At 72.2% G+C, this 24,944-nt stretch carries 20 protein-coding genes; 10 read left to right on the top strand and 10 right to left on the bottom strand.

The annotated features are described in order from the left end of the window. Window positions 1-14: 14 nt before the first annotated feature. Entirely contained in the window at window positions 15-623 is a 609-nt protein-coding gene (locus tag AB0412_RS06620; protein WP_366401371.1) for a flavodoxin family protein, read from the top strand. A gap of 520 nt (window positions 624-1,143) precedes the next feature. Here the strand turns inward: AB0412_RS06620 and AB0412_RS06625 are convergent. From AB0412_RS06625 to AB0412_RS06650, 6 genes are all read right to left on the bottom strand, one after another. Beyond that, window positions 1,144-1,320, bottom strand: coding sequence for a hypothetical protein (locus AB0412_RS06625; protein ID WP_366401372.1), 177 nt, complete (start codon window positions 1,318-1,320; stop codon window positions 1,144-1,146). A 45-nt stretch (window positions 1,321-1,365) separates the two neighbouring features. Further along, the gene (locus AB0412_RS06630) at window positions 1,366-2,388 is read right to left on the bottom strand and encodes a Ppx/GppA family phosphatase (protein ID WP_366401373.1); all 1,023 of its coding nucleotides are present in this window, start codon (window positions 2,386-2,388) and stop codon (window positions 1,366-1,368) included. Window positions 2,389-2,460: 72 nt separating this feature from the next. Beyond that, complete coding sequence (locus AB0412_RS06635) at window positions 2,461-5,289, bottom strand: NHLP bacteriocin export ABC transporter permease/ATPase subunit (protein WP_366401374.1); 2,829 nt, start codon at window positions 5,287-5,289, stop codon at window positions 2,461-2,463. A gap of 1 nt (window position 5,290) precedes the next feature. Then, window positions 5,291-7,513 carry an NHLP family bacteriocin export ABC transporter peptidase/permease/ATPase subunit gene (locus AB0412_RS06640; RefSeq protein WP_366401375.1) on the bottom strand — a complete coding sequence of 741 codons (2,223 nt, stop codon included), beginning with the start codon at window positions 7,511-7,513 and terminating at the stop codon, window positions 5,291-5,293. Further along, a complete protein-coding gene (locus tag AB0412_RS06645; RefSeq protein ID WP_366401376.1) occupies window positions 7,510-8,316 on the bottom strand; it encodes an HlyD family efflux transporter periplasmic adaptor subunit in 807 nt (268 codons plus the stop codon). Before AB0412_RS06645 ends, AB0412_RS06640 begins: the two co-directional genes overlap by 4 nt. 111 nt (window positions 8,317-8,427) lie before the next feature. Further along, window positions 8,428-8,643, bottom strand: coding sequence for a type A2 lantipeptide (locus AB0412_RS06650; RefSeq protein ID WP_366401377.1), 216 nt, complete (start codon window positions 8,641-8,643; stop codon window positions 8,428-8,430). Window positions 8,644-9,270: 627 nt separating this feature from the next. On the opposite strand from AB0412_RS06650, the gene AB0412_RS06655 reads away from it, so the two are divergent. Then, the gene (locus tag AB0412_RS06655) at window positions 9,271-10,605 is read left to right on the top strand and encodes a S1 family peptidase (RefSeq protein ID WP_366401378.1); all 1,335 of its coding nucleotides are present in this window, start codon (window positions 9,271-9,273) and stop codon (window positions 10,603-10,605) included. A 168-nt stretch (window positions 10,606-10,773) separates the two neighbouring features. Here AB0412_RS06655 and AB0412_RS06660 read toward each other — a convergent pair whose 3' ends face one another. Then, window positions 10,774-12,921: a SpoIIE family protein phosphatase gene (locus AB0412_RS06660; protein WP_366401379.1), complete on the bottom strand. Its 2,148-nt coding sequence runs from the start codon at window positions 12,919-12,921 to the stop codon at window positions 10,774-10,776. Between the two features lie 299 nt (window positions 12,922-13,220). Here AB0412_RS06660 and AB0412_RS06665 point away from each other — a divergent pair, with 299 nt between their 5' ends. Further along, entirely contained in the window at window positions 13,221-15,686 is a 2,466-nt protein-coding gene (locus tag AB0412_RS06665) for a SpoIIE family protein phosphatase (protein ID WP_366401380.1), read from the top strand. Window positions 15,687-15,698: 12 nt separating this feature from the next. On the opposite strand, the gene AB0412_RS06670 is transcribed toward AB0412_RS06665, so the two are convergent. Beyond that, a complete protein-coding gene (locus tag AB0412_RS06670; RefSeq protein ID WP_366401381.1) occupies window positions 15,699-16,391 on the bottom strand; it encodes a type 1 glutamine amidotransferase domain-containing protein in 693 nt (230 codons plus the stop codon). Between the two features lie 209 nt (window positions 16,392-16,600). Here AB0412_RS06670 and AB0412_RS06675 point away from each other — a divergent pair, with 209 nt between their 5' ends. The 7 genes from AB0412_RS06675 to AB0412_RS06705 all read left to right on the top strand — a co-directional run bounded on the left by AB0412_RS06675 (window position 16,601) and on the right by AB0412_RS06705 (window position 22,148). Beyond that, complete coding sequence (locus AB0412_RS06675) at window positions 16,601-17,485, top strand: LysR family transcriptional regulator (protein ID WP_366401507.1); 885 nt, start codon at window positions 16,601-16,603, stop codon at window positions 17,483-17,485. 77 nt (window positions 17,486-17,562) lie between these two features. Then, complete coding sequence (locus AB0412_RS06680; RefSeq protein WP_366401382.1) at window positions 17,563-17,982, top strand: CBS domain-containing protein; 420 nt, start codon at window positions 17,563-17,565, stop codon at window positions 17,980-17,982. A 140-nt stretch (window positions 17,983-18,122) separates the two neighbouring features. After that, window positions 18,123-18,302, top strand: a complete 180-nt coding sequence (locus tag AB0412_RS06685) for a hypothetical protein (protein WP_366401383.1) — start codon at window positions 18,123-18,125, stop codon at window positions 18,300-18,302. Between the two features lie 100 nt (window positions 18,303-18,402). Next, window positions 18,403-19,470, top strand: a complete 1,068-nt coding sequence (locus AB0412_RS06690) for a glucose-1-phosphate thymidylyltransferase (RefSeq protein WP_366401384.1) — start codon at window positions 18,403-18,405, stop codon at window positions 19,468-19,470. Then, window positions 19,467-20,447: a dTDP-glucose 4,6-dehydratase gene (rfbB, locus tag AB0412_RS06695; RefSeq protein ID WP_366401385.1), complete on the top strand. Its 981-nt coding sequence runs from the start codon at window positions 19,467-19,469 to the stop codon at window positions 20,445-20,447. Before AB0412_RS06690 ends, rfbB begins: the two co-directional genes overlap by 4 nt. Beyond that, window positions 20,444-21,319 (top strand): dTDP-4-dehydrorhamnose reductase, encoded by an 876-nt coding sequence (rfbD, locus tag AB0412_RS06700; RefSeq protein WP_366401386.1) that lies wholly within the window; start codon window positions 20,444-20,446, stop codon window positions 21,317-21,319. Before rfbB ends, rfbD begins: the two co-directional genes overlap by 4 nt. A 16-nt stretch (window positions 21,320-21,335) precedes the next feature. Then, complete coding sequence (locus AB0412_RS06705) at window positions 21,336-22,148, top strand: class I SAM-dependent methyltransferase (protein WP_366401387.1); 813 nt, start codon at window positions 21,336-21,338, stop codon at window positions 22,146-22,148. Window positions 22,149-22,197: 49 nt separating this feature from the next. Here AB0412_RS06705 and rfbC read toward each other — a convergent pair whose 3' ends face one another. Both rfbC and AB0412_RS06715 read right to left on the bottom strand, forming a co-directional pair. Continuing rightward, a complete protein-coding gene (rfbC, locus tag AB0412_RS06710) occupies window positions 22,198-22,806 on the bottom strand; it encodes a dTDP-4-dehydrorhamnose 3,5-epimerase (RefSeq protein WP_366401388.1) in 609 nt (202 codons plus the stop codon). A gap of 3 nt (window positions 22,807-22,809) precedes the next feature. Next, window positions 22,810-24,795, bottom strand: coding sequence for a glycosyltransferase family A protein (locus AB0412_RS06715; protein ID WP_366401389.1), 1,986 nt, complete (start codon window positions 24,793-24,795; stop codon window positions 22,810-22,812). Between the last annotated feature and the right edge of the window lie 149 nt (window positions 24,796-24,944).

The following is a 24,944-nucleotide window of genomic DNA, read 5'->3' on the forward strand; positions in this document are numbered from 1 at the left end:
TACTCCGAGTCGGTATGAAGGCACTAGCGATCAACTGCACGCTCAAGAAGTCGCCGGAGACCTCCAACACCGAGGCGCTGCTGAGGGCCGTCACCGAGCAGCTGGAGAAGGACGGGGTGGAGGTGGACGTCGTGCGCGCGGTGGACCTCGACATCGCCCCGGGCGTCGTCAGCGAGGCCGTGCACGAGGGGGACGACTGGCCGGACGTCCACGCGAGGATCCTCGCGTCCGAGATCCTCGTCATCGCGTCCCCGACCTGGCTCGGCCAGCCGTCGTCGGTCGCCAAGCGCGTGCTGGAGCGGATGGACGCCATGCTGTCCGAGACGGACGACGCGGGCCGGCCGGTGGCCTACAACCGCGTCGCGGGCGTCGTCGTCACCGGCAACGAGGACGGCGCCCACCATGTGATCAGCGAGATCACCGGCGGGCTGCAGGACATCGGCTACACCATCCCGGGCCAGGCGTGGACGTACTGGAACCAGGGACCGGGACCGGGGCCGAGCTTCCTCGAGGGCGGCCGCGGCCACGACTGGTCCCGCAGGACGGGCCGGGCCATGGCCGCCAACCTGCTGGGCGTGGCCCAGGCCCTGTCAGCCCACCCCCTGGGCCCGCCGCCCCAGTGACCACTGCCTGCGAGCGCCCGCACGCCGCCGGCGGAACCGCGCCCTGACAGCCGAACCGCGCGAGGAACGTCGGGCGGTTCGGCTGGACGAACGCCGAGCCAGGGGGAGAGCCTGGGCGCCCGTGCCGACCCCTCTGCTGAACTGCCCACAGAGCCGGTCGGCCCGCAGCGGGCCCGCCGGAGGGGCGGAGGCCACCCGGAGGAACCGGAGGCCGTTCGAAGGAACCGGAGCCCACGCGGAGGACCGGAGCCGGCTGGAGGAACCGGAGCCGGCTGGAGGAACCGGAGCCGGCGCGGAGGACTGGAGGCCGCTCGTAGGAACCGGAGCCCACGCGGTGGAACCGGAGGCCACGACGCCCGGTGCCACGCGGAGGACCGGAGCCCGCTCGCGAAGCCGGAGCCCGCTCGCGAAGCCGGACCCCGCCCGGAGGGCCGGAGCCCGGTCCGAGGGCGGGTCCGGTGCCGTCGGCGGGCGGGCCGGGGTCGGGGGCGGGGGGCGTCGTGGGGCCGAGCTGCTTGCCTCAGTCGCGCCGGGACTGTTCCTGGGCGTCGGTGTTGGGGGTGACGGCCTCGCCCGCCTCGCCCCGGCGGCGGCGTTGTTCCTCGGAGTCCCTGGTGCGCCGCTCGGCCTCCTCGACCTCGCGCAGGACCTCCTCGACGGCCGTCTCCGGCTGCTTGCGGTCGTCGTTCTCGGACACGGGATGCCTCCTCGTTCGTCGGTTCGGTGTCGGCTTGGCGGCTGCTCAGCTGCCCGCCGTGGCGATGCGCAACGGCACCGGACCGGCCACCGGGTCGGCGCGGGCGGGGTCGTCCGCGTTGCGGCGGGTGACCTCCTCCCACCAGGACGGGCCGTCCTCGATGTGCCGCAGCAGCACCCCCTCGCGCAGCGCCCACGGGCAGATGGTGACCGTTCGCAGACCGGTCAGCTTCATCGCCGTGTGGGCGACGACCGCGCCCGCGAGGCTCTGTGCGGAGCGCGGCGCGGAGATCCCGGGCAGCCGGGCGCGTTCGGCGGCGGGCAGCACGGCCAGGCGGTCGATCGCGGTGCGCAGGTCCGCGCAGCTCAGCTGCCGCTCCACGAACGGCCCGTGCCGCCCGGGAGCCGCCCCGCACAGCCGCCCCAGTTGCTGGAACGTGCGGGAGGTGGCGGCCGCCGTGCGGGGCCCCTCCCAGCGGATCCGGGCCGCCGCGTCCCGCATCTGGTGCCGGATCCTGCGGCGCAGCGCCCGCACCTGCTCCGGCGTCGGCGGGTCCTCCTCGCCGAAGTACTCGTGGGTCAGCCGGCCCGCGCCCAGCGGCAGCGAGGCCACGAAGTCGGGCAGCCGGCCGCGTCCGAACGCCACTTCCAGCGAACCCCCGCCGATGTCGAGCAGGGCGAGCGGACCGGACCGCCAGCCCATCCAGCGGCGCGCTCCGAGAAATGTGAGCTCGGCTTCGAGCTCCCCCGGCAGCGTGCACAGGGCGACGCCCGTGCGGTCCCGGACGGTGCGGAGCACGTCCTGCCGGTTCGGGGCGCCGCGCACCACGGCGGTCGCGAAGGCCAGCGGACCGGCCGCGCCCCACCGCTCGGCGGTACGGCTCGCCGCGGCCACCGCGTCCACCAGCCGCTCCACCGCCGCCTCGGGCACCGGATCGCCCGGTGTCACGTGCTCGGACAGCCTCAATGGCCACTTCGCCGTGTGCACCGGCAGCGGCGCCCCGCCGTCCGTGTCCGCCACGACGAGTCTGACGGTCTTCGATCCCACATCCACCACGCTGGTCCGCATGGCCCGCTGGGTACCCCGCCGGCGGTGGTTCACCCTCCCTTCATCGCCAGGCCGGCCTCCCGACATGCGGTTTCAGGCCATCTGCCGCCGCACCAGCTCGTGCAGTCGGCCGCTCGTGTCGGCGAGCAGCCGGGCGGGCGGTCCCTGCTGGACCACCTTGCCGTCCTCCATCACCACCACGCGGTCCGCGTCCAGCACCGTCGACAGCCGGTGCGCGATGACGATGCGGGTCGCCCGGAGCGCCTTGGTGCTCTCGATCACCGTGCGCTGCGTCTCGTTGTCCAGGGCGCTGGTCGCCTCGTCGAAGAAGAGGATCCGCGGCTGGCGGATCAGCGCCTGGGCGATCATCAGCCGCTGCCGCTGACCCCCGGAGACCGCGCCGCTGCCGGACACGATCGTGTGCAGTCCCATCGGCATCCGCTTGATGTCCTCGGCCAGCCCCGCCATCTCCGCCGCCGCCATCGCCTCCTCGGGCGTGTACGGCTCGGTGCCGCAGATGACGTCCAGGATCGAGCCGGTGAACGGCTGGGCGTGCTGGAGCACCACCCCGCACTGCCGGCGCACCGCCGACTGGTCGAGCGCGGCCAGGTCCTGACCGTCGTAGAGCACGCTGCCGGACAGCGGCTTGTCGAAGCCGATGAGCAGGCGCAGCAGCGTGGACTTGCCGCAGCCGCTCGGGCCGACGATCGCCACGAACTCGCCCGGCCGCACCTCGAAGGACACGTCGTCGAGGACGAGCGGCCCGTCGTCGGAGTAGCGGAACGACAGCCTCCGCGCCTCGATCGCCCCGGTCAGCGGCCCGGGACGCGTGCTGGCGGCCCGCACCTCGGGGGTGGCGTCCAGAACCGGCCTGATCTGTTCGAACAGCGGCAGCGCGGCCACCCCGGAGACGAACGCACCGGTCAGCTGGGTGACGGAGGTCAGCACCATCGTCACCGACGTGTTGAAGGTGAGGAACTCCGCCGCCGTCATCGAGCCCCGTGCCGGTCCCGCCAGCAGCATGAACATCGCCAGCGTGCACAGCGGCAGATAGACGGCGCCCAGCACCGCCGTCAGGTTCTTGATCCGGCCCACCTTCTGCTGCAGCTCACGGCTGCGGGCGAACTCGGACGCCCAGGCGGCGTAGGCGTAGTTCTCCGCCGCCGCGACCCGCAGCTTCGGCAGCCCGCGCAGGGTCTGGAAGGCCTGGTTGTTCAGCTTGTTGGTGAGCACCACCAGCCGCCGCTGCCAGCGCACCTGCCACAGCCCCAGCCCCAGGAACACGCCCGCGATGACGACGAGCATCCCGATCGCGGCGAGTGCCATCGGCACGCTGAACCACAGCAGCAGCCCCAGGTTCATCGCGCCCACGGTCACCGACTGGGCGACGGTCGGCCCCACCCCGGCCAGCAGCCGGCGGATCGCGCTGATGCCCATGGCGGCGCTCGCCAGCTCACCGGTCGACCGCTCGGTGAAGAACTTCGTCGGCAGCCTCAGCAGCCGGTCCCAGACGGCCGGCTGGAGCGTGGCCTCCACCCGCCCCTCCAGCCGCAGCAGCGTGAGGTTCTGCAGCAGCATGAACACCGCCGCCACCACGCTGCTGAGGATCACCGCGAGGCACACCTGCACGATCAGCTCGGTCTGCGCCTTCGGCACGAACTCGCCCAGCACCTTGCCGGTGGCGATCGGCACGAGCGCCCCGATCGCCACCGTCACCAGACCACTGAGCAGCAGCCCCGCCAGATCGCCGCGGGTGCCGGACATGCAGAACCGCAGCAGCCTCAGCGGGCTCAGCCGCCGCTCGGGCAGCGGCCGGTAGAACATCACCGCCCGCGGCTCGAACTCCTCGGCGTTGGCCTTCTCGATCGGCGTCTCGCGGCCGGTGGACGGATGCACCGCCACATAGCCGCCGCGCCGCCACAGCAGCGCCACCGGAGCACCCGACAGCGCCCGGTGACCCACCAGCGGCCCGACGTTCTCCCGCCACCAGCGGCCGTCCAGCCGGACCGCCCGGGTCCGCAGACGGGACGCCACGGCGATCCGCTCCACCGGATCGAGACGGTCGCCGCCGGTACCCGCCTGCGCGGGCTCGGCCAGCGTGATCCCCGCCGCCCGCGCCACCAGCCGGCACGCCGCGTAGGTGGCGTCCGCGTCCGCCGCGGTGGCGCGCTGCGCGGAACGCTTGCCGATCGCGGCGAGCAGCGTCCGGTCGGCCTGGGCGCGCACCGCCTCGCCGGCCTTGATGCCCTCCGCGGTGCGCGTCTCGTGGGTGTGCTCCAGCTGCTCGATCCAGCGGTCCAGCGTCGTTGTCAGCCGGTACTGCTGGTCCACCATGGACTGCCACAGCGCCGGGTCCATCAGCAGGTCGGCCGCCGCCTCGGCGCCGTACAGCGAGCCGTACTGCACGCTGCCCGGCGGCACCTGCATCCAGAAGACCTCGTCGTCGCTCCGCGCCGCCCCCCGCTCGCTCGCCATCGGCGCCTGGAACAGCACCGCCAGGCTGCGCCCCACACCGAGGGCGAGGGCGTACTCCAGCGGGCTCGTCGTCGGCGGCACGTACTGCGGGTTGCCGTACTCGTCGTACGACCAGGTCTCGGTGCTCGCCGGCTGATACAGCTCGCGCAGGCCGATACGGTGCACCACGCAGTCCCGCAGCGGGCGGGCCACCAGCGTGTGCCGCGGCCCCGCGACCGGGCCGAGCAGCAGCGAGCCCGCCTCCAGGCGGCCCAGATGGTGCCAGTGGCCCTGCTGCTCGGCGTCCACCGCGAACAGGTCCACCGCGCCGGAGGCGATCAGCCACAGCACCTGCGGGCCCTGGAGGTCGAGGCGGTTGAACCCCGAGCAGTCCAGCGGGGTGCCCAGCTGCCCCAGCGCATGGAGGACGACGTCCCCCTCGTGCACGGACTCGTGTACGGAGGTCATCTCACCGCTCCCTGACCAGCGCCGCGTACGCGCCGCCGCGCGCCACCAGCTCGTCGTGCCGTCCGCGCTCCACGACCGTGCCGTGGTCGAGGACGACGATCTCGTCGCTGTCGCGGACCGTGCTCAGCCGGTGCGCGATCACCACGCAGGCACAGCCGCGGCGGCGCAGATTGTCCATCACCACCTGCTCGGTCTCGGCGTCCAGCGCGCTGGTCACCTCGTCGAGGACCAGGATGCTGGGCCGCCGCACCAGCGCCCGGGCGATCTCCAGGCGCTGGCGCTGCCCGCCGGAGAAGTTCCGCCCGTCCTGCTCGACCGGGCTGTGGATGCCGCCCGGCCTGCGCATGATCACGTCGTACAGGGCCGCGTCCTGGAGCGCCTCCACCACGGCCTCGTCCGGGATCGACGGGTCCCACAGCGCCACGTTGTCGCGGACCGTGCCCTCGAACAGGAACACGTCCTGGTCCACGAAGGAGACGGAGGCGGCGAGCGCGCCGCGCGGGATGTCCTCGATGCGCCGGCCGTCGATGCGGATCACGCCCTCCCACGGCGTGTACAGGCCCGATATCAGCCGGGACACCGTGGACTTGCCGCTGCCCGAGCCGCCCACCAGCGCCACCTGCTGCCCCGGGCCGACGGTCAGGTCGAAGCCGGTCAGCAGGGGCTGGTCGAGCGGGTTGTAGCCGAAGGTGATGTTCTGCAGCTCGACATGACCGTGCAGGCGGCGCGTCGACTCCCCGGCGCCGGGGCGGCCGTAGAGCGGGTCGGCGCGGAAGTTCTCCACGTCCTTCAGCCGCGCCACGTCGGCCGCGAAGTCCTGGATGCGGCCCGCCACACCGTTCAGCCGGGTCAGCGGCGCGGTGAAGCGGGTGACCAGCGCCTGGAAGGCGACCAGCAGTCCGACCGAGATGTGTCCCTCGACCGCGCGCATGCCGCCGATCCACAGGATCAGCGCGCTGTTGAGGGTGGCGAGCGTCGGCGCGACCACCCCGAGCCAGGCACTCGGCACCCCGAGCCGCTGCTGCTCCTCCAGCGTGGTGGCGTGCTGCCCCGCCCACTTGCGGAAGTAGCCGTCCTCACCGCCGGTCGCCTTCATCGTCTCGATCAGCTGCAGCCCGGTGTACGCCGTGTTGGTCAGCCGCGCGGTGTCCGCGCGCAGTTTCGCCGTCCGGGTCGCGCGCAGCCGGACGACGACCCGCATCGCCACCAGGTTCAGCAGCGCCACGCCGACGCCGACGAACGTCAGCTGCGGGTCGTACGTGTACAGCAGCACCGCGTACAGCACGACCACCACCGCGTCCACGCCCGCCGCCGACAGATCGCGGGCCAGCGTCTCGGCCACGGCGTCGTTGGACTGCAGCCGCTGCACCAGATCGGCCGGACTGCGCTGGGCGAAGAACGTCACCGGCAGCCGCAGCAGATGGCGCAGGAAGCGGGCGCTGGACAGCGTGGAGGAGATGATCCGGCCGCGCAGCAGATTGGCCTGCTGCAACCAGGTCAGCACCAGCGTCAGCAGCACACATGCGCCCATCGACAGGAACAGCACGTCCAGCGTCGACGTCCGCCGGCCGATCAGGAAGTCGTCGATGAAGGTGCGGCTGAGCCCGGGCAGCGCCGCGCCCACCGCCACCAGCAGGAGGCTCGCGAGCACCACCGCGGGCATCGTGCCGGCCGTGCCGCGCAGCCGGGCCGGCATCGCGCCGAGCACCCCCGGCTTGCGGCCGCCCCGCTCGAAGTCCTCGCCGGGCTCCATCACCAGCACCACACCGGTGAAGCTGCCGTCGAAGTCCTCCAGCGGCACGAAACGGCGGCCCTTGCCGGGGTCGTTGATGAACACCCCGCGCCGGCCGAAGCGGCGGCCCATGCCGTCGTAGACGACGTAGTGGTTGAACTCCCAGAACAGGATGGCCGGCCCCTGCACCTCGGCGAGGGCGGCGAGGTCCATCTGCATGCCCTTGGCGGTCAGGCCGTAACTGCGCGCCGCCTTCAGCAGATTGCTGGCGCGTGAGCCGTCGCGGGAGACGCCGCAGGCGATGCGCAGCTCCTCCAGCGGGACATGGCGGCCGTGGTGGCCGAGCACCATCGCCAGGGAGGCGGCGCCGCACTCGACGGCCTCCATCTGCAGCACGGTGGGCGTACGGACGGTCCGCGTACGGGACCTGGGCACCTTGCGGCGGGGCGGGGCGGCACGGCGTCTGCCGCGGGTCTGCTGTGCGGTGCTCATGGCAGCAGCCAGTCGACGGGGCGCCGGTCGGCCAGCCGGATCGAAGCGGTGGCCAGGGTCATCGAGGTCAGCTCGAACGGCGGCCCGTCCGCGGAGGACCACGCGTAGCCGCTCTTCGTGGCGGACGACCTCTCCAGCTCCACCGTGACGGCCACGGGCCTGCCCTTCTTCGTGAACTCCTCGCCCAGCTGGCTGTCCCCGAGGAACGCGGCGATCTGCTGCGGGGACTGCGCCGAGCGGTCCACGGACTTCACCTCGCCGTGCAGCACGCCGTACTCCTGGCTCGGCACCGACTGGACGGTCAGGTCGACGGAGGCGTGCGCGGGGATGCCGGCGGCGCTCTCGGCGGGGACGTACACGGTGGCGTAGAGGGGGTCCTTCGCGCGGGCGACCTTCTCGACGGCGGCGACGTTCGCGCCCATCCGGATGATCTGCCCGACACTGGCGGCGAGCGCGGTGACGCGGCCCGCGTCCAGGGTGCGCACGACGGTGTCTCCCTGTTCGGTGCGGACCTTGAGCACCGGGGAGTCGGCGGGCAGCCGTTCGCCCTGCTTCGCGAGGACGGTGGTGACCTGACCGGCGACGGGACTCTGGAGGACGTAACTGCCCTGCCCGTGCGTGAGGATGGCGGGCGCGCCGACCGTGGACGACACCGATCCGGTCACCGCCCACACCGAGGCGGCGGCCATCGCGATCAGCGTCACGGACAGCACCAGCCACCCCTGCGGGCGGGCGAGACGCACCGGGAGGTCCAGCTCCTCCGGTGACTGGAGCTTGGCGAGGGCCTGTTGGCGGAACTGCACGGGTCTTCCCTCACCTGCGGGACTCGAGCGACGTGACGAAGGGTGACGGCACCGCTGAGTCCCGGAGCAGCCGGCAGGCGGCTCCGGGACTCAGGTGGCACAAGGGCGCGATCAGAGACCGGCGACCAGGTTCGTGACCGGGGCGGTGTTCAGGCCGGTGACACCCTCGACGGTGCCGACGGCCGTGTCGACGAGGGCGGAGACCGGGGCGATGCTGTCCACCGCGCCCGTCAGGGTGTTCACGGCGTTCACGGACAGGCCGCCGGAGACGCTGTCGAGCTCGGCGTCAGAGATCTCGACGGTCTCGACCTGGGGGGTGGAGTTCATGATGGAACTTCCCTTCGTATGGATATTTCACAAGGGGGAGAGCGGCCCCCTCTGGGGACAGACGAAGGCCGCGACCGCGGGCGCCGAACCGCCCGTCGCCGGGTGAGGAACGGCCTTGCGGTGCGATGGATCAAAGCACGCTGCGGGTCCGGGCTTCCAATCAACCAGCCCCCTCACCAGGCAACTTGCGCCCCTGAGGCGCCCAACCGTGCAGATGGGCGCACGGCTCGGTGGCGACTTCTTCACATGCCCCACGGCATCGCCGCATCCCTCCCCTTGCGCCTCGTGCGGCGGAATCCGGCACACCGGTCCCAAAGGCGTGAGCGGGACCGCCGGTGTGTGGACGAATCCCGGCCGCGGTGACCGGGTTGAGCATTCGATGTGCAGATTCGCTGAAGCAGGGATTCCACCGAGTGTCCACAACGGACCGTGTCTGCTCGATCGCGGTACGTAAGAAGTTCGTCGCGCTTCCGGTTCGGATGCCGTGGCCGATTCCGTCCCGTCGACCGGGTGGCCGCACAGGGATTTGAACGCCCCACAGGGCCCGTGCGTACCAACAGCCATCCAGGCGCCCCGACAGCTGCCGCACGGCGGCACGACTCCCGTCCCCCCAGGAGGTCGAGAAGTTTGAGTCACAAGCGAATTCCGAAGCGCAAGGCCGCGATAGCGGCGGGCGGTGTGGTGGCGCTCGGCGCCGCCGCCATCCTGCTGCCGAACGCCAACGCGTCCCAGGACGGCGCGTCGGACGACGCGGCGGCTGCGCCGAAGACACTGAAGGCGGGCGATGCCTCGGATCTCGCCTCGCAGCTCTCCGGGCTCCTCGGTGACGCCTTCGCCGGTTCCTACTACGACGGTGACAAGCAGCAGCTCGTCGTCAACGTCGTACCGGGCGACAACAACAACGTCATCGTGCAGGCGAAGAAGGCGGGCGCGGCCGTCCGCGAGGTCGACAACAGCATGCAGGAGCTGGAGGCCGGGGCGCAGACCCTGAAGGCGAAGGCCACCATCCCCGGCACCTCTTGGGCCGTCGACCCGCGTACCAACAAGATCCTCGTCACCGCGGACAGCACGGTGACCGGCGAGAAGTGGGACAGACTGGAGTCCACCGTGCAGAGCCTCGGCTCGGGCATGGCGACCATCAAGAAGTCCGCGGGCACGTTCAAACCGTTCGTCTCCGGCGGCGACGCCATCTTCGCGGGTGGCTCGCGCTGTTCCCTCGGCTTCAACGTCACCGCGAGCGACGGTTCCCCCGCGTTCCTGACGGCCGGTCACTGCACCCTCGGCGGCAACGAGTGGTCGGACCAGCAGGGCGGCCAGCCGATCGCCACCGTCGACCAGTCCGTCTTCCCCGGTGAGGGAGACTTCGCGCTCGTCAAGTACAACGACCCGGCGACCGAGGCGCCCAGTGAGGTCAACGTCGGCGGCCAGACCGTGGCGATCAACCAGGCCGCGGAGGCCACCGTCGGCCAGGAGGTGTTCCGGATGGGCAGCACCACCGGGCTCGCCGACGGCCAGGTCCTCGGCCTGAACGCCACGGTGAACTACCCGGAGGGCACGGTCACGGGCCTCATCCAGACCGACGTCTGCGCCGAGCCCGGCGACAGCGGCGGCTCCATGTTCACCCAGGACGGCCTCGCCCTGGGCCTCACCTCGGGCGGCAGCGGCGACTGCACCTCGGGCGGCGAGACGTTCTTCCAGCCGGTCACCACGGCACTGGCCGCGGTGGGCGCGACCCTCGGCGAGGCCGGCGCGGGCGGTGGCGACGCGGGTGCGGGCGGCGAGGAGGCAGGCGCCGGTGAGCAGGGCGCGGGCGAGGAAGCCGGCGCCGGCCAGGGCGTGGGCAACGGTCAAGGTGCCGGCAACGGTCAGGGCGCCGGAAACGGTCAGGGCGCGGGCAACGGCCAGGGCCTCGGCAACGGCCAGGAGGCCGAGGACGGCTCCGGCCTGACCCAGACCGACTGACCGCTACCGGCTGACCGAGACCGGCCGGCAGGTCGGCGAGGCGGGCACGCCGTCGGTCCGACCGACCCGGCTCCTGAGCCGACCGCCCCGGTCCAGGGCGATCACCGGCCCGGTCCCGCACCACACCGTGGCGGGACCGGGCCGGCTCCGCGCCGTCCGGGGCCGACGTCAGTCGTCCGGCAGCGCCCTCAGCAGCAGCAGCGCGATGTCGTCCAACCGCCCCTCCGCGTCCGCCGCGTGCTGGACCAGGGCGTCGGCGAGGTCGTCCAGCGGGCGGTCGCCGAGGTCGGTGAGGCGGTGACGTAGGTCGGTGAGGGCGTCCTCGAAGTCCGTGCCGGGGGATTCGACCAGGCCGTCGGTGTACAGGACGAGCAGCGAACCGGGAGCCAGGACGACCTCCGTCGTCGGGTAGGTCGCCGAACCGTCGATGCCGAGCAGCGGCCCCCCGGCGAGGTCCAGCACCCGCGCCCGCCCGTCCGGCTTGCGCAGCAGCGGCGGCGGATGACCCGCACGGGACATCACGGCCCGTCCCCGCGCCGGATCGAGCCGCAGGTACAGACAGCTCGCGAACAGGTCGGACCCCAGGTCGAGGAGCAGCCGGTTGGTGCTGCGCATGACCTCCGCCGGCGACTGCCCCACCGCCGTGTACGCACGCACCGCCGTACGGACCTGACCCATCAGCCCCGCCGCCGTCACGTTGTGCCCCTGCACGTCCCCGATCACCGCCGCGGCCATGCCCTGCGTGGGCACCAGGTCGTAGAAGTCACCGCCGATCTCCATGCCCTGAGTGGCCGGCAGATAACGGGCCGCCGCCTCGATGCCGTCCAGCGAGGGCAGCGAGTGCGGCAGCAGGGCCTCCTGCAGCCCGTGCGCGAGCCGGTGCTTGGCGTCGTACAGCAGCGCCCGCTCCAGCGCCTGCGCGATCAGGCTCGCCAGACTCGTCAGCACCGCCCGCTCCTCCGTGGCGAAGTGGTGCGGCGTCGCGTACGACAGCACGCACGTCCCCACCGGCCGCCCCGAGGCGATCAGGGGCAAATAGGCGAACGCCGAGAACTCGGACGGCTGCACGGTGAGGGCCGGGTACAAGCGCTCCAGCTCGTCCCGTGACTCGAAGAAGACGGGCACACCGCTGCGCAGCGCCTGGCTGCCGGGAGTCGGCTCAGACAGCGGCATCCCGTCGTGCCAGTCGACGACGCGCGTGTCCCGGTATCCCCGATGGCCGAGCACCCGCATCCGCCCGGCCCGGGAGCCCAGCACCACCAGCCCCTGACTGCCCACGGCCGGCGCGATCTCGTCCGCGACCAGCTGCACCACGTCCTGCACGCCCACCGCCTCGGTCAGCGCCCCCGCGAGGCTCAGCACCTGCGTGATGCTGACCAGCCGCTTCGGCGCCGCCTCACCGGGCGGCGGCGCGGCCCGGTTCATCTCGGCCACCCCACGGGCCCGGCTGATGCGCACGCTGAGCCCGTTCGTGCTCGGATACAACCGGAACGACAGCCACTCGCCGGGCGGCCGCAACGCCACGAACGACGTCACGTGCTGGCTGAACAGCGCCGCCCGGTACCGGTCCTCGTACACGGGATCGTTCAGCCACGGCACCGACGCCCACAGATGCGCGCCGATCAGCCGCGTGATCGGTACGTCCAGCAGCTCGCTCGCGGCCGCGTTGGCGAAACCGACCCGCCCGTGCAGATCGAGCGAGCACAGCCCGTACGGCAGCCGGGCCACCATCCGGGCCGCCTCCACCGAGCCCAGCGTGCCCGCCACCCCGCCCACCAGCGGCGCGGCCAGCAGATCGGGTTCGGGAAGCACCGGCACGCTCTGCTCCGCGGCCCGCTCCAGCCGCAGCGCCAGCCGGTCGCAGGCCGCGGTCAGGTGATCACGCTCCCACTCGGACAGCTCCGGCGGATGGCTGCCGGGCCAGGTCACGAAGATCGCGCCGTACGCCTTGCTCTCGGTCGCCACCGGCAGGGCGGCCAGGGAGAAGGGGTACGGCAGGACGACGGCGATCCGGGGATAGTGGCGCGCCATCGCCTCCTGGTCGCCGACCCACACCAGCCGCCGCTCGCGCACCGCGTCGGACACCGGGATCGGCGCGCTGAGGCCCACCCGCTCCCAGGGAGCCGCGAACGCGCGGGGCAGGCCCGCCATGACCGCCATCTCCAGCACCGGCTGCTCCGGCGAGAGGAGATACACCGCCCCCGAATGGGCGTGCACCTCGTCCATCATCGAAGCCAGCGTCAAGGAGAGCAGCGGACGGCCGACCGGCGTCCGCGTACCCGCCGGCGCCTGCGCGGACGACTGCCCGTCGGACACGCCGACCACCTCCTCGCACGGCCGCGCCACCGACTCCGGATCCAATCTCCTCCCTGCGGGCCCGTCCCGCACGGCGAGCGAGCAAGAAGCCGTCCGTTCCCGGCGGCCGAGGACGACCGGGCGGCCCACGGTCGACGCACGTGCGTCTACCCCGCGCCCGCGCCCCTACGCCGCTCCCGGCGCACGCCCCTCCCCGGAGCAGGGGCGACCCGCACATTCGTCACCTTTCACGCGCCCGCGCCCCCGGCACCCCCACGGAACGACCGCAGGGGCTGCGCAGGTGTCTCATAAGCGCTGTAATGGCCAACGTGGTCGGTGAGGGCGCTGCGGGACGCAGCACGAGGACTCTGCGTGCGGAAAGCGCCCTCAGGACGATCACGGTCGACCAGGAGTCCCCCGAACGGCTGCGCAGGGTCCTGGAACAGGCCCTCGTCTTCGCGGGCGCCGCGTTCGTCGCCGTGTACACGCGCGGCGAGGACGGCGAACTGCTGTGCCTGGTCGAGTCGGCAGGAGCCCCGGGAAGCCTGTACGGCGTGCGGGACAGCTACCCGGTGGCCGGGCGTTCCCCGGTGGCGGAGGCCCTGCGGCGCGGGCAGCCGGTGTGGCTCGGCGCGAAGGAACTCTCCGAACGCGCGCAGTCCCGGCGCATCCCGGCCCAGAACTTCGCCCTGGCCGCGCTTCCGGTGCGGGACGACGGCGGCGGCTGTCTGCTCGCCGTGAGCGAGCGCCCCGACGGCTTCGACGCCGACGACCGGGTCTGTCTGCGGCTCGTCGCCGACGCAGTCGCCTTTCCCGCGCCGGCCGCCACCCCCGACGGCGCGGAACTGCCGCCCGGTGCCTTCAGCCTCGCCATGGACACCGGCCGGGTGGCGGTCGGCGACGGCATCCTGGAACTGTTCGGCCTCGACCCGGACGACTTCGACGGCCGGGTGGAGACCCTGCTGAGCCTGACCGTGCCGGAGGACCTGCCCTCGCTGATGTCCGTCGTCGAGGCCGACCACATGTCCATCGGCGAACGCGAGCTGGAGTTCCGGGTGCTGCAGCCCGCCGGACCACCGAAATGGCTCCGGCTGCGCGGCCGCCTGGTCTCCGGCGGCGAGGGCCGGCCCGCCCGTCTCGTGGGCTCCGTCGCCGACGCCTCCACCCTGCGCTCCGACATCACCGACGTGGCCCGCGTCCAGCGTCTCGCCGCCGCCCTGGCCACCGCGGTCACCGTCCGCGACGTCGGCAAGGCCGTGGTCGCCGCGCTGCGCAGACCGCTGCGGGCCGACCGGATCGCGCTCGCCGAGCTGGAGAGCGACCGGCTCGTCGTCACCGTCCTCGACCCGCCCGAACCCGAGGCCTGGCCGGAACTGTGGCGCGCGGAGTGGCGCACCGAATGGCCCGACGCGCCCGTGCGCACCATGCCCACCCTCGCCGCCGCCCTGCGCGAGGGCCGCGCCCGGATCTGGCCCGCCGGGAGCCCCCTGGAGACCGCGCTCGCCGAGGTCGGCCCCGGCGGCCTCGCCATGCTGCCGCTGCCCGCCGGCAACCGCATGGCCGGAGCCTGCCTCATCGGCTGGGACACCCCGCACGAGTTCGGCGCCGACGAACGCGCCCTGCTCACCGCCGCCGCCGGTCTCGCCGGACAGGCCCTGATGCGGGCCCGCGCGTTCGACGCCGAGCACGAGCTCGTCGGCATGCTCCAGCGCCAGCTGCTGCCCCGCCGGCTGCCCCGGCTGCCCGGCGCGGTCGCCGTCGCCCGCTATCTGCCCAGCACCGCCGGACTGGAGCTCGGCGGCGACTGGTACGACGTCATCCCGCTCCCCGACAACCACGTCGCCCTGGTCATCGGCGACGTCCAGGGCCACAGCGCCGGCGCCGCCACGCTCATGGGCCAGATGCGCACCGCACTGCGCGCCTACGCCGTCGAGGGACACCCGCCCGACGTGGTGGTCTCCCACGCCAACCGGCTGCTCATGGACATGGAGACCGACCTCTTCGCGACCTGCGCCTATGTCGACGTCGACATGGAGGAGGGCTCCGCCTGGTGCGTACGCGCCGGACATCTGCCGCCGGTGCTGCGTCACCCGGACGGCGGCACCGACATCGCGGAGGCCGAGGGCGGCCCGCCGCTCGGCGTCGTACGGCAGGCCGACTTCCCCATGAGCCCGCTCAGGCTCCAGCCCGGCACGATGGTCGCCCTCACCACGGACGGGCTGGTCGAGTCCCACGAGGCCGACATCGACGAGGGCATGCGCCGCCTCGCCGAGCGGCTGTCCGCCTCCGACCCGGCCCACCTCGGACTCGTCGCCGACGCCCTGCTCGGCAACGCCCCCCGCAGCGACGACGTCGCCCTGCTGCTGATGCGCTACGACGGCATGGCCCTGCGCCCGCTGCGGGAGAGCTGGACGGTGTGGCGGGTGCCCCAGGCGGTCGGGCACGCCCGCCGCTTCACCCGGCGCACCCTGCGCTCCTGGGGGGTCACCGAGGATCTCGACGCCGCCCTGCTCGTCGTCTCCGAGCTGGTCACCAACGCCCTGGTGCACACCGACGGCCGGGTCCGCCTCGACATCACCCTCGTCAACGACCGGCTCCGCCTCGCGGTCGCCGACGCCTCGCCGCGGACCCCCGTCAAGCCCACCAGCATCGGCTGGGAGGCCACCGGCGGCCGGGGCATCCTGCTCGTCGAGGCCCTTTCGGCGACGTGGGGGACGGTGCCGGTCAGCGGCGGCAAACAGGTGTGGGCCGAGATCGTCCTGGGCCGCTCACCGGCCGGCCGGTGAGCGATCCGCCGCTCACAGCCGCTTCAGCAGCTCCTCGGCGAGCGGTGCGGAGGACGCCGGGTTCTGCCCGGTGATCAGTCCGCGGTCGGCCACGACGTGGGGCGCCCACGGCTCACCCGCCCGCACCCGCACACCGGCCTGCGTCAGCCGGTCCTCCAGCAGCCACCGCACCTTGCCGGCGAGCCCGCCCTGGATCTCCTCGGCGTTGGTGAAGGCGGCCACCTCGTACCCGGCGAAGGCGTTGGTGCCGTCGGCGCGCTCGGCGGCCAGCAGCGCGGCCGGGCCGTGGCAGACGACCGCGAGCGGTGTCCCTGCCGCCAGGGCCTCGGTCAGCAGCCGACCGGAGTCGGCGTTCACGGCGAGATCCTCCATGGGGCCGTGGCCACCGGGGTAGAAGACGGCCGCGTACTCGTCGAGCCGCACGTCCTCGAGCCGGACCGGCCTCCGGAGCTCCTCGAAGGACTCCAGCGCCTTCGCCATCCGGTCGGCGTTCTCCTGGCCGCCGTTCATCGCGGGCGCGAGGGAGCCGCGGTCGACGGGCGGCACGACCCCGCCCGGCGTGGCGACGACGACCTCGTGGCCCGCGGCCGTGAACGCCTCGTAGGGGACGACGGCCTCCTCGGCCCAGAAACCGGTCGGGTGCGTGGAACCGTCGGCCAGGGTCAGCCGGTCGGCGCCGGTGAGAACGAAAAGGATCTTCGACATGTGCTCACTTCCAGATGCACGGGGACACGTCCAGATGCCTCGACGGTAGAGCCGCCGACCGCCGGAACTCCAATACCGAAAGACATGGCTGCCATAGGTAAGCCGATGGCCTTCAGGGCTAGGCTCGCGGCGTGAGGCACAGCGAACCCGAGGACCGGGACCCCACGGAGGCCGCAGACCCGGGCGCGGCCCCGGCCCCGCATCCCGACCTGAACCTGCTGCGGACGTTCCTGGCCGTGTACCGGTCCGGCTCGTTCACGGCCGCCGGGCGGCTCCTCGGCCTGTCCCAGCCGACGGTGACCACGCAGATGCGCGCGCTGGAGCGGCACACCGGCCGCGAGCTGTTCCAGCGGCTGCCCCGCGGGGTCGCGCCGACCGCCGTCGCCGACGAACTGGCCGCCCGCATCGCCGCCCCGCTCGACGCGCTCGCCGAGGCCGCCGGACACGGCTCGCCCGCCCGCACCCGCCCCGAGCCCGTCCACCTCGCGGGCCCGGCCGAACTGCTCGCCACCCGCGCCCTCCCGGCACTCGCGCCGCTGGTGTCCCGGGGCGTACGGCTGCGCGTCACCCCGGGCCTGACCGACCCGCTGCTCGACGAACTGCGCGCCGGCCGCCACGACTTGGTCATCGCCACGTCGCGGCCGCGCGGCCGCACGCTGGCCGCGGTGCCGCTGACCGACGAGGAGTTCGTCCTGGTGGCTGCGCCCGACGTGGCCGACGGGTGCCGCGAGCGCCTCGCCGCCGAGGGCCCCGGCGCGCTGCACGCCGTAGCGCTGATCGCCTACGCCGAGGACCTGCCCATCGTGCGTCGCTACTGGCGGCACGTGTTCGGCCGGCGCCTGAACTGCCGGGCCGCCGTCTCCGTCGGCGACCTGCGGGCCGTCCTCGGCCTGGTGGTCGCCGGGGCCGGCTTCAGCGTGCTGCCGCGCTACCTGTGCGCCGGGGAACTGGCCTCCGGGGCCCTCGTCCTGCTCCACGAGCCCGAGGACGCGCCGATCAACACCAGCTTCCTGGTGCGGCGTCCGGGCACCTCCGACAACCCCCACGTCTCTCTCGTCCACGACCGCCTCCTACGGGCCGCTCGCGGCTGGTGACCGGCACGGTCCGGCGGGTACCCGGTCGGCGACGCGCAGGAAGACACCACGCACGACTCGACGAACGGGAGCACGTCATGGCCCAGCACGTCCGCGACATCATGACCAGCGCACCGGTGACCGTGGGCCCGCACACCTCGGTCGCCGAGGTCGCCCGCGTCATGCGCGACCGCGACCTCGGAGCCGTCCTGGTGACGGACGGGGACCAGTTGCGCGGACTGGTCACCGACCGCGACCTGGTCGTCCGTTCCCTCGCGGAGGGCGGCGACCCGGAGCAGACCACGGTGGCCGGTGCGTGCAGCGAGGACCTGGTGACCGTGGCCCCGGACGACGAACTGGACACCGCGATACGGCTGATGCGCGAGCACGCCGTGCGCCGCGTCCCGGTCGTCGACCGGGGACACGCCGTGGGCGTCGTCTCGTTGGGCGACGCGGCCATGGAACGGGACCCGGGATCGGCGCTCGGCGACATCAGCGTGGCCAGGCCCAACACCTGAGGGGCGACCCGCCCGGCCGGGAACCGCCCGCCCGGGCCGGGCGTCTTCCGGGGCACAGGCGCGAGGCGGCGGCCGGGGGTTTCCCCGCCGGGCCGCCGGGGACTCGACCGGCAGCGGAGTCAGAAGGAAGATGATGCGTCGTGACCTCGGAGATCAGTGACAAACCCCGTCCCCGCCGACCGGAGACCGGCTGGGCGCGCGCCCAGCGGCTGCGCGGCCAGGACCCGCTGCGGACCTGCCTGCCCGCCGTGGTCGACCGGACGTCCTCCACCCCACCGAACACGGGCAGGGACGAGACGATAGTCAGAGGTGAGGACTAGCGGGGATCAGGGCGACTGATCGGGTCTCTCCCGGGATTTCGTAATCAACGAGTAAATCAAATGATGTTCGTCGTGCCGGTGAACGGCTATGGTGAGTCAGATGAAGGCTCTCGTGCTGTCCGGCGGCGCCGGAACCCGGCTGAGGCCGATCACCCACACCTCGGCGAAACAGTTGGTGCCCGTGGCCAACAAGCCCGTGCTCTTCTACGGGTTGGAGTCCCTCGCGGACGCGGGCATCACCGATGTCGGGATGATCGTCGGTGATACGGCGGAAGAGATCGAGGAAGCGGTCGGCGACGGATCGAAATTCGGTCTGCAGGTCACCTATATCCCCCAGGAGAAGCCCCTCGGGCTGGCGCACGCGGTGCTGATCGCCCGCGAATGGCTCGGCGACGACGACTTCGTGATGTACCTCGGCGACAACTTCATCGTCGGCGGCATCACCGGACTCGTCGAGGAGTTCCGCCGGCACCGGCCCGACGCGCAGATCCTGCTCACCCGCGTCGCCGACCCCCGCTCCTTCGGCGTCGCCGAACTCGACTCCTCCGGACAGGTGATCGGCCTGGAGGAGAAGCCGGACAACCCCAAGAGCGACCTGGCCCTCGTAGGCGTCTATCTGTTCACGCCCGCCATCCACAAGGCGGTGCGCGCGATCAAGCCCTCCTGGCGCGGCGAACTCGAGATCACCCACGCCATCCAGCACCTGATCGACACCCACGCCGACGTGCGCAGCACGATCATCCACGGCTACTGGAAGGACACCGGCAACGTCGTCGACATGCTGGAGGTCAACCGCTCGGTCCTGGAAGGCGTCGAGCGCCGCATCGACGGCGAGGTGGACGCCGGCTCGGAGACGATCGGCCGCGTGGTGATCGAGGAGGGCGCGCGGATCGTCAACTCCCGGATCGTCGGCCCCGCCGTGATCGGTTCCGGTACGGTCGTCAGCGACTCCTACGTCGGCCCGTTCACCTCCGTCGCGCAGAACTGCCGGATCACCGACAGTGAACTCGAGTTCTCCATCGTGCTGCGGGACTCCTCGATCGACGGCGTCGGCCGTATCGAGTCCTCGCTGATCGGCCGGCATGTCGAGGTCACGCCGGCGCCCAGCGTCCCCAGCGCCCACCGACTCGTCCTCGGAGACCACAGCAAGGTGCAGATCCATTCATGAATCTCCTCGTCACCGGCGCCGCCGGCTTCATCGGTTCCCGCTACGTCGCCGCGCTCCTCGCCTCCGACACGCCGGGGGCGCCGCGCATCACCGTGCTGGACAAGCTCACCTACGCCGGCACGCTCGAGAACCTGCAACTCGACCACCCCCGGCTGAAGTTCGTCCGGGGCGACATCCGTGACGCCGACCTGGTCGACAAGCTGATGGCCGAGGCGGACCAGGTGGTCCACTTCGCCGCCGAGTCGCACGTCGACCGCTCGATCCTCACCGCCTCCGACTTCGTCCTCACCAACGTCGTCGGCACCCAGGTCCTCCTCGACGCCGCGCTGCGCCACGGCCTGAAGACCTTCGTGCACGTCTCCACCGACGAGGTCTACGGCTCCATCGAGTCCGGCTCGGCCACCGAGGAGTACCCGCTCGAGCCCAGCTCGCCCTACTCGGCGTCCAAGGCCTCCTCCGACCTGCTCGCCCTGGCCTACCACCGCACCCACGGCCTGGACGTACGCGTCACCCGCTGCTCCAACAACTACGGCCCGCACCAGTTCCCCGAGAAGGTCATCCCGCTCTTCGTCACCAACCTCCTCGACGGGAAGAAGGTCCCCCTCTACGGCGAGGGCCTCAACGTCCGCGACTGGCTCTACGTCGACGACCACTGCGCCGGCGTCGAACTCGTCCGCACCAAGGGCCGCCCCGGCGAGGTGTACAACATCGGCGGCGGCACGGAGCTCACCAACAAGGAACTCACCGGCCTGCTCCTCGAGGCGTGCGGGGCCGGCTGGGACCGGGTGGAGTACGTCGAGGACCGCAAGGGCCACGACCTGCGCTACTCGGTCGACTGGACGAAGGCCCGCGACGAGCTCGGCTACCGCCCCCGCCACGACTTCACCACGGGGCTCGCCGAGACCATCGCCTGGTACCGGGACAACCGCGCCTGGTGGGAGCCGCTGAAGCGGCGCGTCGCCGAGGAGCGGCCATGACCTGGCTGGTCACCGGCGCGGGCGGCATGCTCGGCCGGGACGTCGTCGACGAACTGGCCCGGCGCGGCGAGCAGGTGACCGGACTCGACCGCGCCGCGCTCGACATCACCAGCGCCGACGCGATCGAGGGCGCCCTGGCGGAGCACCGCCCCGCGCTCGTGGTCAACTGCGCCGCGTACACGGCGGTGGACGACGCGGAGACGGACGAGGAGACCGCCACGCGGATCAACGCCGACGGCCCGCGCCTGCTGGCCCGCGCGTGCGGGAGGCACGGCGCCCGCCTGATCCATGTCTCCACCGACTACGTCTTCTCCGGGGAGGCCCGCACCACTCCCTACCCGGAGGACCACCCGACCGCCCCGCGCACCGCCTACGGCCGCTCCAAGCTCGCCGGTGAGCAGGCCGTCCTGGCGGAACTGCCCGATGCGAGCGCGGTGGTGCGTACCGCTTGGCTCTACGGGGTGCACGGCACTAACTTCGTGCGGACGATGATCGGTCTGGAGTCCCGCCGCCCCACCGTCGACGTCGTCGACGACCAGCGCGGCCAGCCCACCTGGAGCGCGGACGTCGCCGCACGCATAGCCGACCTCGGCCCCCGCCTCGGCGACGGCACGCACGGCGTCTTCCACGCCACCAGCTCCGGCGAGGCCACCTGGCACGACCTGGCCCGCGAGGTGTTCCGCCTGCTCGGCGCCGACCCGTCCCGAGTCAGGCCCACCACCACCGAGGCCTTCCCCCGCCCCGCCGCGCGCCCTGCCTACAGCGCGCTCGGTCACCACAGGTGGCAGGAGATCGGTCTGGAGCCGATACGGGACTGGAAGTCCGCCCTGCAGGAAGCACTCCCCCTCATCCGCAAAGAGATGTCCCAGTGAAAGGAAACGTCTCGCGATGTCGATCAGGCCAATGGTCAAGTCCGCGTTGGGCGAGAAGAATGTGCGGGTTCTGCGCCAGTTGAAGCGGCAGCTCACGGGCAAGCCGCCCGTGCCGGTCAAGCCGACCGGACTGGACGCGATCTCCCACGATCTCAACAAGCTGGCCGTGCACTTCAAGACGGACAAGTGGGGGACCCACCGTTACACACAGCACTACCAGCGCCATCTCCAGCACCTGAAGAACAAGAAGTTCAACCTGCTGGAGATCGGGATCGGGGGCTACAGCCGGGCGGGTCAGGGCGGGGCGTCGCTGCGCATGTGGAAGGCGTTCTTCCCCAACGCGCACATCTTCGGCATGGACATCCATGACAAGTCATTTGTCGACGAGGACCGCATCACGACATTCATCGGTGACCAGTCCGACCCCGATTCCCTGAACGCCGTCGCTGACAAGATCGGCGAGATCGACGTCATCATCGACGACGGCAGCCACCGCAGTCCGCATGTGATCACGACGTTCGAGACGCTGTTCCCCCGTCTGAAGGACGGCGGAATCTACGCCGTGGAGGACACACAGTCGTCGTACTGGCCCGAATGGATGGGCAGCGAGGACCTCGACGCGAAGCACACCAGCATGGGAATGCTGAAGCGTCTGACGGACGGCCTGAACTACGAGGAGTTCGTGGACGAGAGCTACGAGCCGACCTACACGGACCGCAACGTGGTCGGCGTGCACTTCTACCACAACCTGGTGATCATCGAGAAAGGCAAGAACGCCGAAGGCTCCAACAAGCGCAGCGCCCTGAAACAGCGCTACGCCAAGTCCTGACGGTGCCCGGGGTGGCCGCGGCCCGAGGCGCGGCCACCCTCGCGGTGCGTCAGCCGCAAAGACCCGGGCCGCGCAGCCGTTCGTAGTGTGCGCGGCAGGTCTCGTACGACGGGAGGAGGCCGAGGCGTTCCGCTTCGGCCAGGGTGGGGGCCTGTTCGTCCTTCGGGGAGAGGACCGGGGGGATGCCCTCCGGCCAGGCGATGGCGAGGGCCGGGTCCAGGGGGTGGATGCCGTGCTCCCGTTCTGGGGCGTAGCCCGTCGAGCAGAGGTACACCACCGTCGCGTCGTCGGTGAGGGCCATGAAGGCATGGCCGAGGCCCTCGGCGAGGAACATCGCGTGCCGGGTGTCGTCGTCGAGACGCACCGCCTCCCAGCGCCCGTAGCCCGGCGAGCCCACCCGCAGATCGATCACCACGTCGAGGACCGCGCCGCGCACACACGTCACGTACTTGGCCTGGCCGGGCGGGACGTCCGCGAAGTGCACCCCGCGGATCACCCCCCGGCGCGAGACCGAGCAGTTGGCCTGCGCCAGCGACAGGTCGTAGCCCGTCGCCTCGCGGAACTCCTCACCCCGGTACCACTCGTGGAAGCTGCCCCGCTCGTCCGGGAACACCTTGGGCTCCAGCACCCAGGCACCCTCGATCTCCAGCGCGCGCACGCTTCACCGCCTTCCGTTCATGCCGTTCACCAGGGGAGCGACCCGTCTGCGGGCCGCGCCGAGCACGCGCCGCGCCCTGCCCAGCAGTTTCCGCGCGCCGCGCGGCCGCGGAATGGGCACCACCTGCATGGTGCCGCCACCGCCGCGCAGCGCGAACGGCAGCCCCGTCCACCGCGGTTCGGCCGCGTCCGGGGCCAGGCAGAGCGAGACGCGCCAGATGCCCCGGGGCAGCGTCGCGGGCAGCGTGGACTCCAGCAGCGACCCCTGCCCCTGAGTCGCACCGGTCAGCGTGGCGTTCGCCTCCAGCGTCCGGCGCGGGGAGGTGAACCTCAGCCGCACCCCGGTGCCGTCCGGGGTGTGCAGCGGCAGCCGCGCGCTCAGCCGGAGACCGGATACCGTCACGTCCGTGCGCCGCAGCCCGTCCAGCCCGATCCGCTTGCCCTTGACGGCGGTGTCCAGGGAGAGATTGCCGTGCGGCTCCGTCCAGTACGGCAGGACCACACGCCCGCCGGCGATCCCCGCGTACGGCTCGGGGCGGCTCGCCCGCGGGAGCGGACCGAGGCGGCATTCCTTCGTCCAGCCGCCGAGTTTCACCCGCACGACCGCGTCCCACACCCCCGTACCGGGCAGCGTGGCGGGATCGACGGTCGCGGTCGCGTGCAGCACCAGCCGCATCTGCTCGCCGCTCTCCCCGCCGTCTGCGCCGTCTGCGCCGTCTCCGCCGTCCCCGGCGGGAACGGTCTCCCGGGTGAACTCGACCGGCTGGAAGTACTGGGCGGAGCTGGTGCGTTCACGCAGCAGCAGGTCCGCGGTCGCCTGACCGAAGCGGGCCGCGGTCTGAGCACCGACCCACGCCACCGCCTCCTCCACGTTCTTCGGCGTGTCGGCGAGCGGGGTGTGCGCCGCGCCCTCGGGGAACGTCATCGGCTTGCGGGCCGAGGTGTACTCGGCGGTGAAGCCGACCCGCAGCGCACCGTCCCGCCACTCGACACCGGTCGGCGTCGCCCTGGGCGCGACCCCGGCCTCCCACTCGGCGAACGCCACCACGTCGTCGTACCGGTCGGCCGCCGTCAGCGCGGCCACCACCTGCTGGGTGGGCTGCAGTCCGGCCGCCACACCCGGCCCGAACCGCTCCACGACCACCTTGTGGATCTCCGCGAACAGTTCCCTGCGGTAGTCGTCCGGCAGGGCCAGCAGCCGCCGGGCGCGCAGCCGTTCCACCATCTCCACCCGCAGCCAGCGGCGGAACAGCCGGTCGCGGACCGCACCCGGCTCGGTGTACCGCTCGACGACGTCGAGCGCCTCACGGAGGTTCTTGAAATAGCCCACCGGGTCGAAGCGCTGGAAACCGGCGTTCGAGGCGTCGTCGCGCCGGATGTGGTAGTAGCAGACATAGTCGCTGAGCACGGACACGTTCTCCGCGCGCAGATACGCCTCTGTGACGAAGACATGGTCCTCCAGGCGCCGCCGCCCCTCCGGGAAGCGCAGCCCGATCCGGTCGAGGAACTCCCGGCGGAACATCTTGTGCGGGGTGAGGCTGTCGATCAGCGGTGCGTTCTCGACCGTGGCCCGCGGATGGTTGCGGCGGAACAACTCCACCGGCACGCCGCGGTTCTTGCCGGCCATCTTCCCGACGACGACATCGGCGCCGTTGGCCACGCCGTAGTCGTACATCCGCTCCAGCGCCTCGTCGCCCAGATAGTCGTCGTTGTCGACGAACATCACGAACTCGCCGCGGGCGGCCGCGATGCCGACGTTGCGGGGCTTGCCCGACCAGCCGGAGTTCTCCTGGTGGATCACCCGCATCCGCGGGTCCTCCGCGGCGAGCCGGTCGAGCCGGGCCGGCGTCTCGTCGGTGGACCCGTCGTCGACGAAGATCGCCTCGAACTCGTCGGGAGGCAGCGACTGCCGCTGCAGCGAGGAAATGCAGTCCTCGATGTAGATTCCCGGGTTGTAGACGGGAACGATGACGCTGACCTTGACCGGCATCTAGATTTAGGGCCCTTCGGGTCTTCTTGCCGACGAACGTGCTGGCTTGGTATGCGTTGCCCGATCGTAACCCCCTGGCCACCGCGGTCCCACCATTCGGCCACCGACGAGACCGTGCCGTGATCAACTGCCCCGCCCCGTGGAGTGCT

It is taken from the genome of Streptomyces sp. NPDC052012 (assembly GCF_040689265.1).
Classification (GTDB): domain Bacteria; phylum Actinomycetota; class Actinomycetes; order Streptomycetales; family Streptomycetaceae; genus Streptomyces.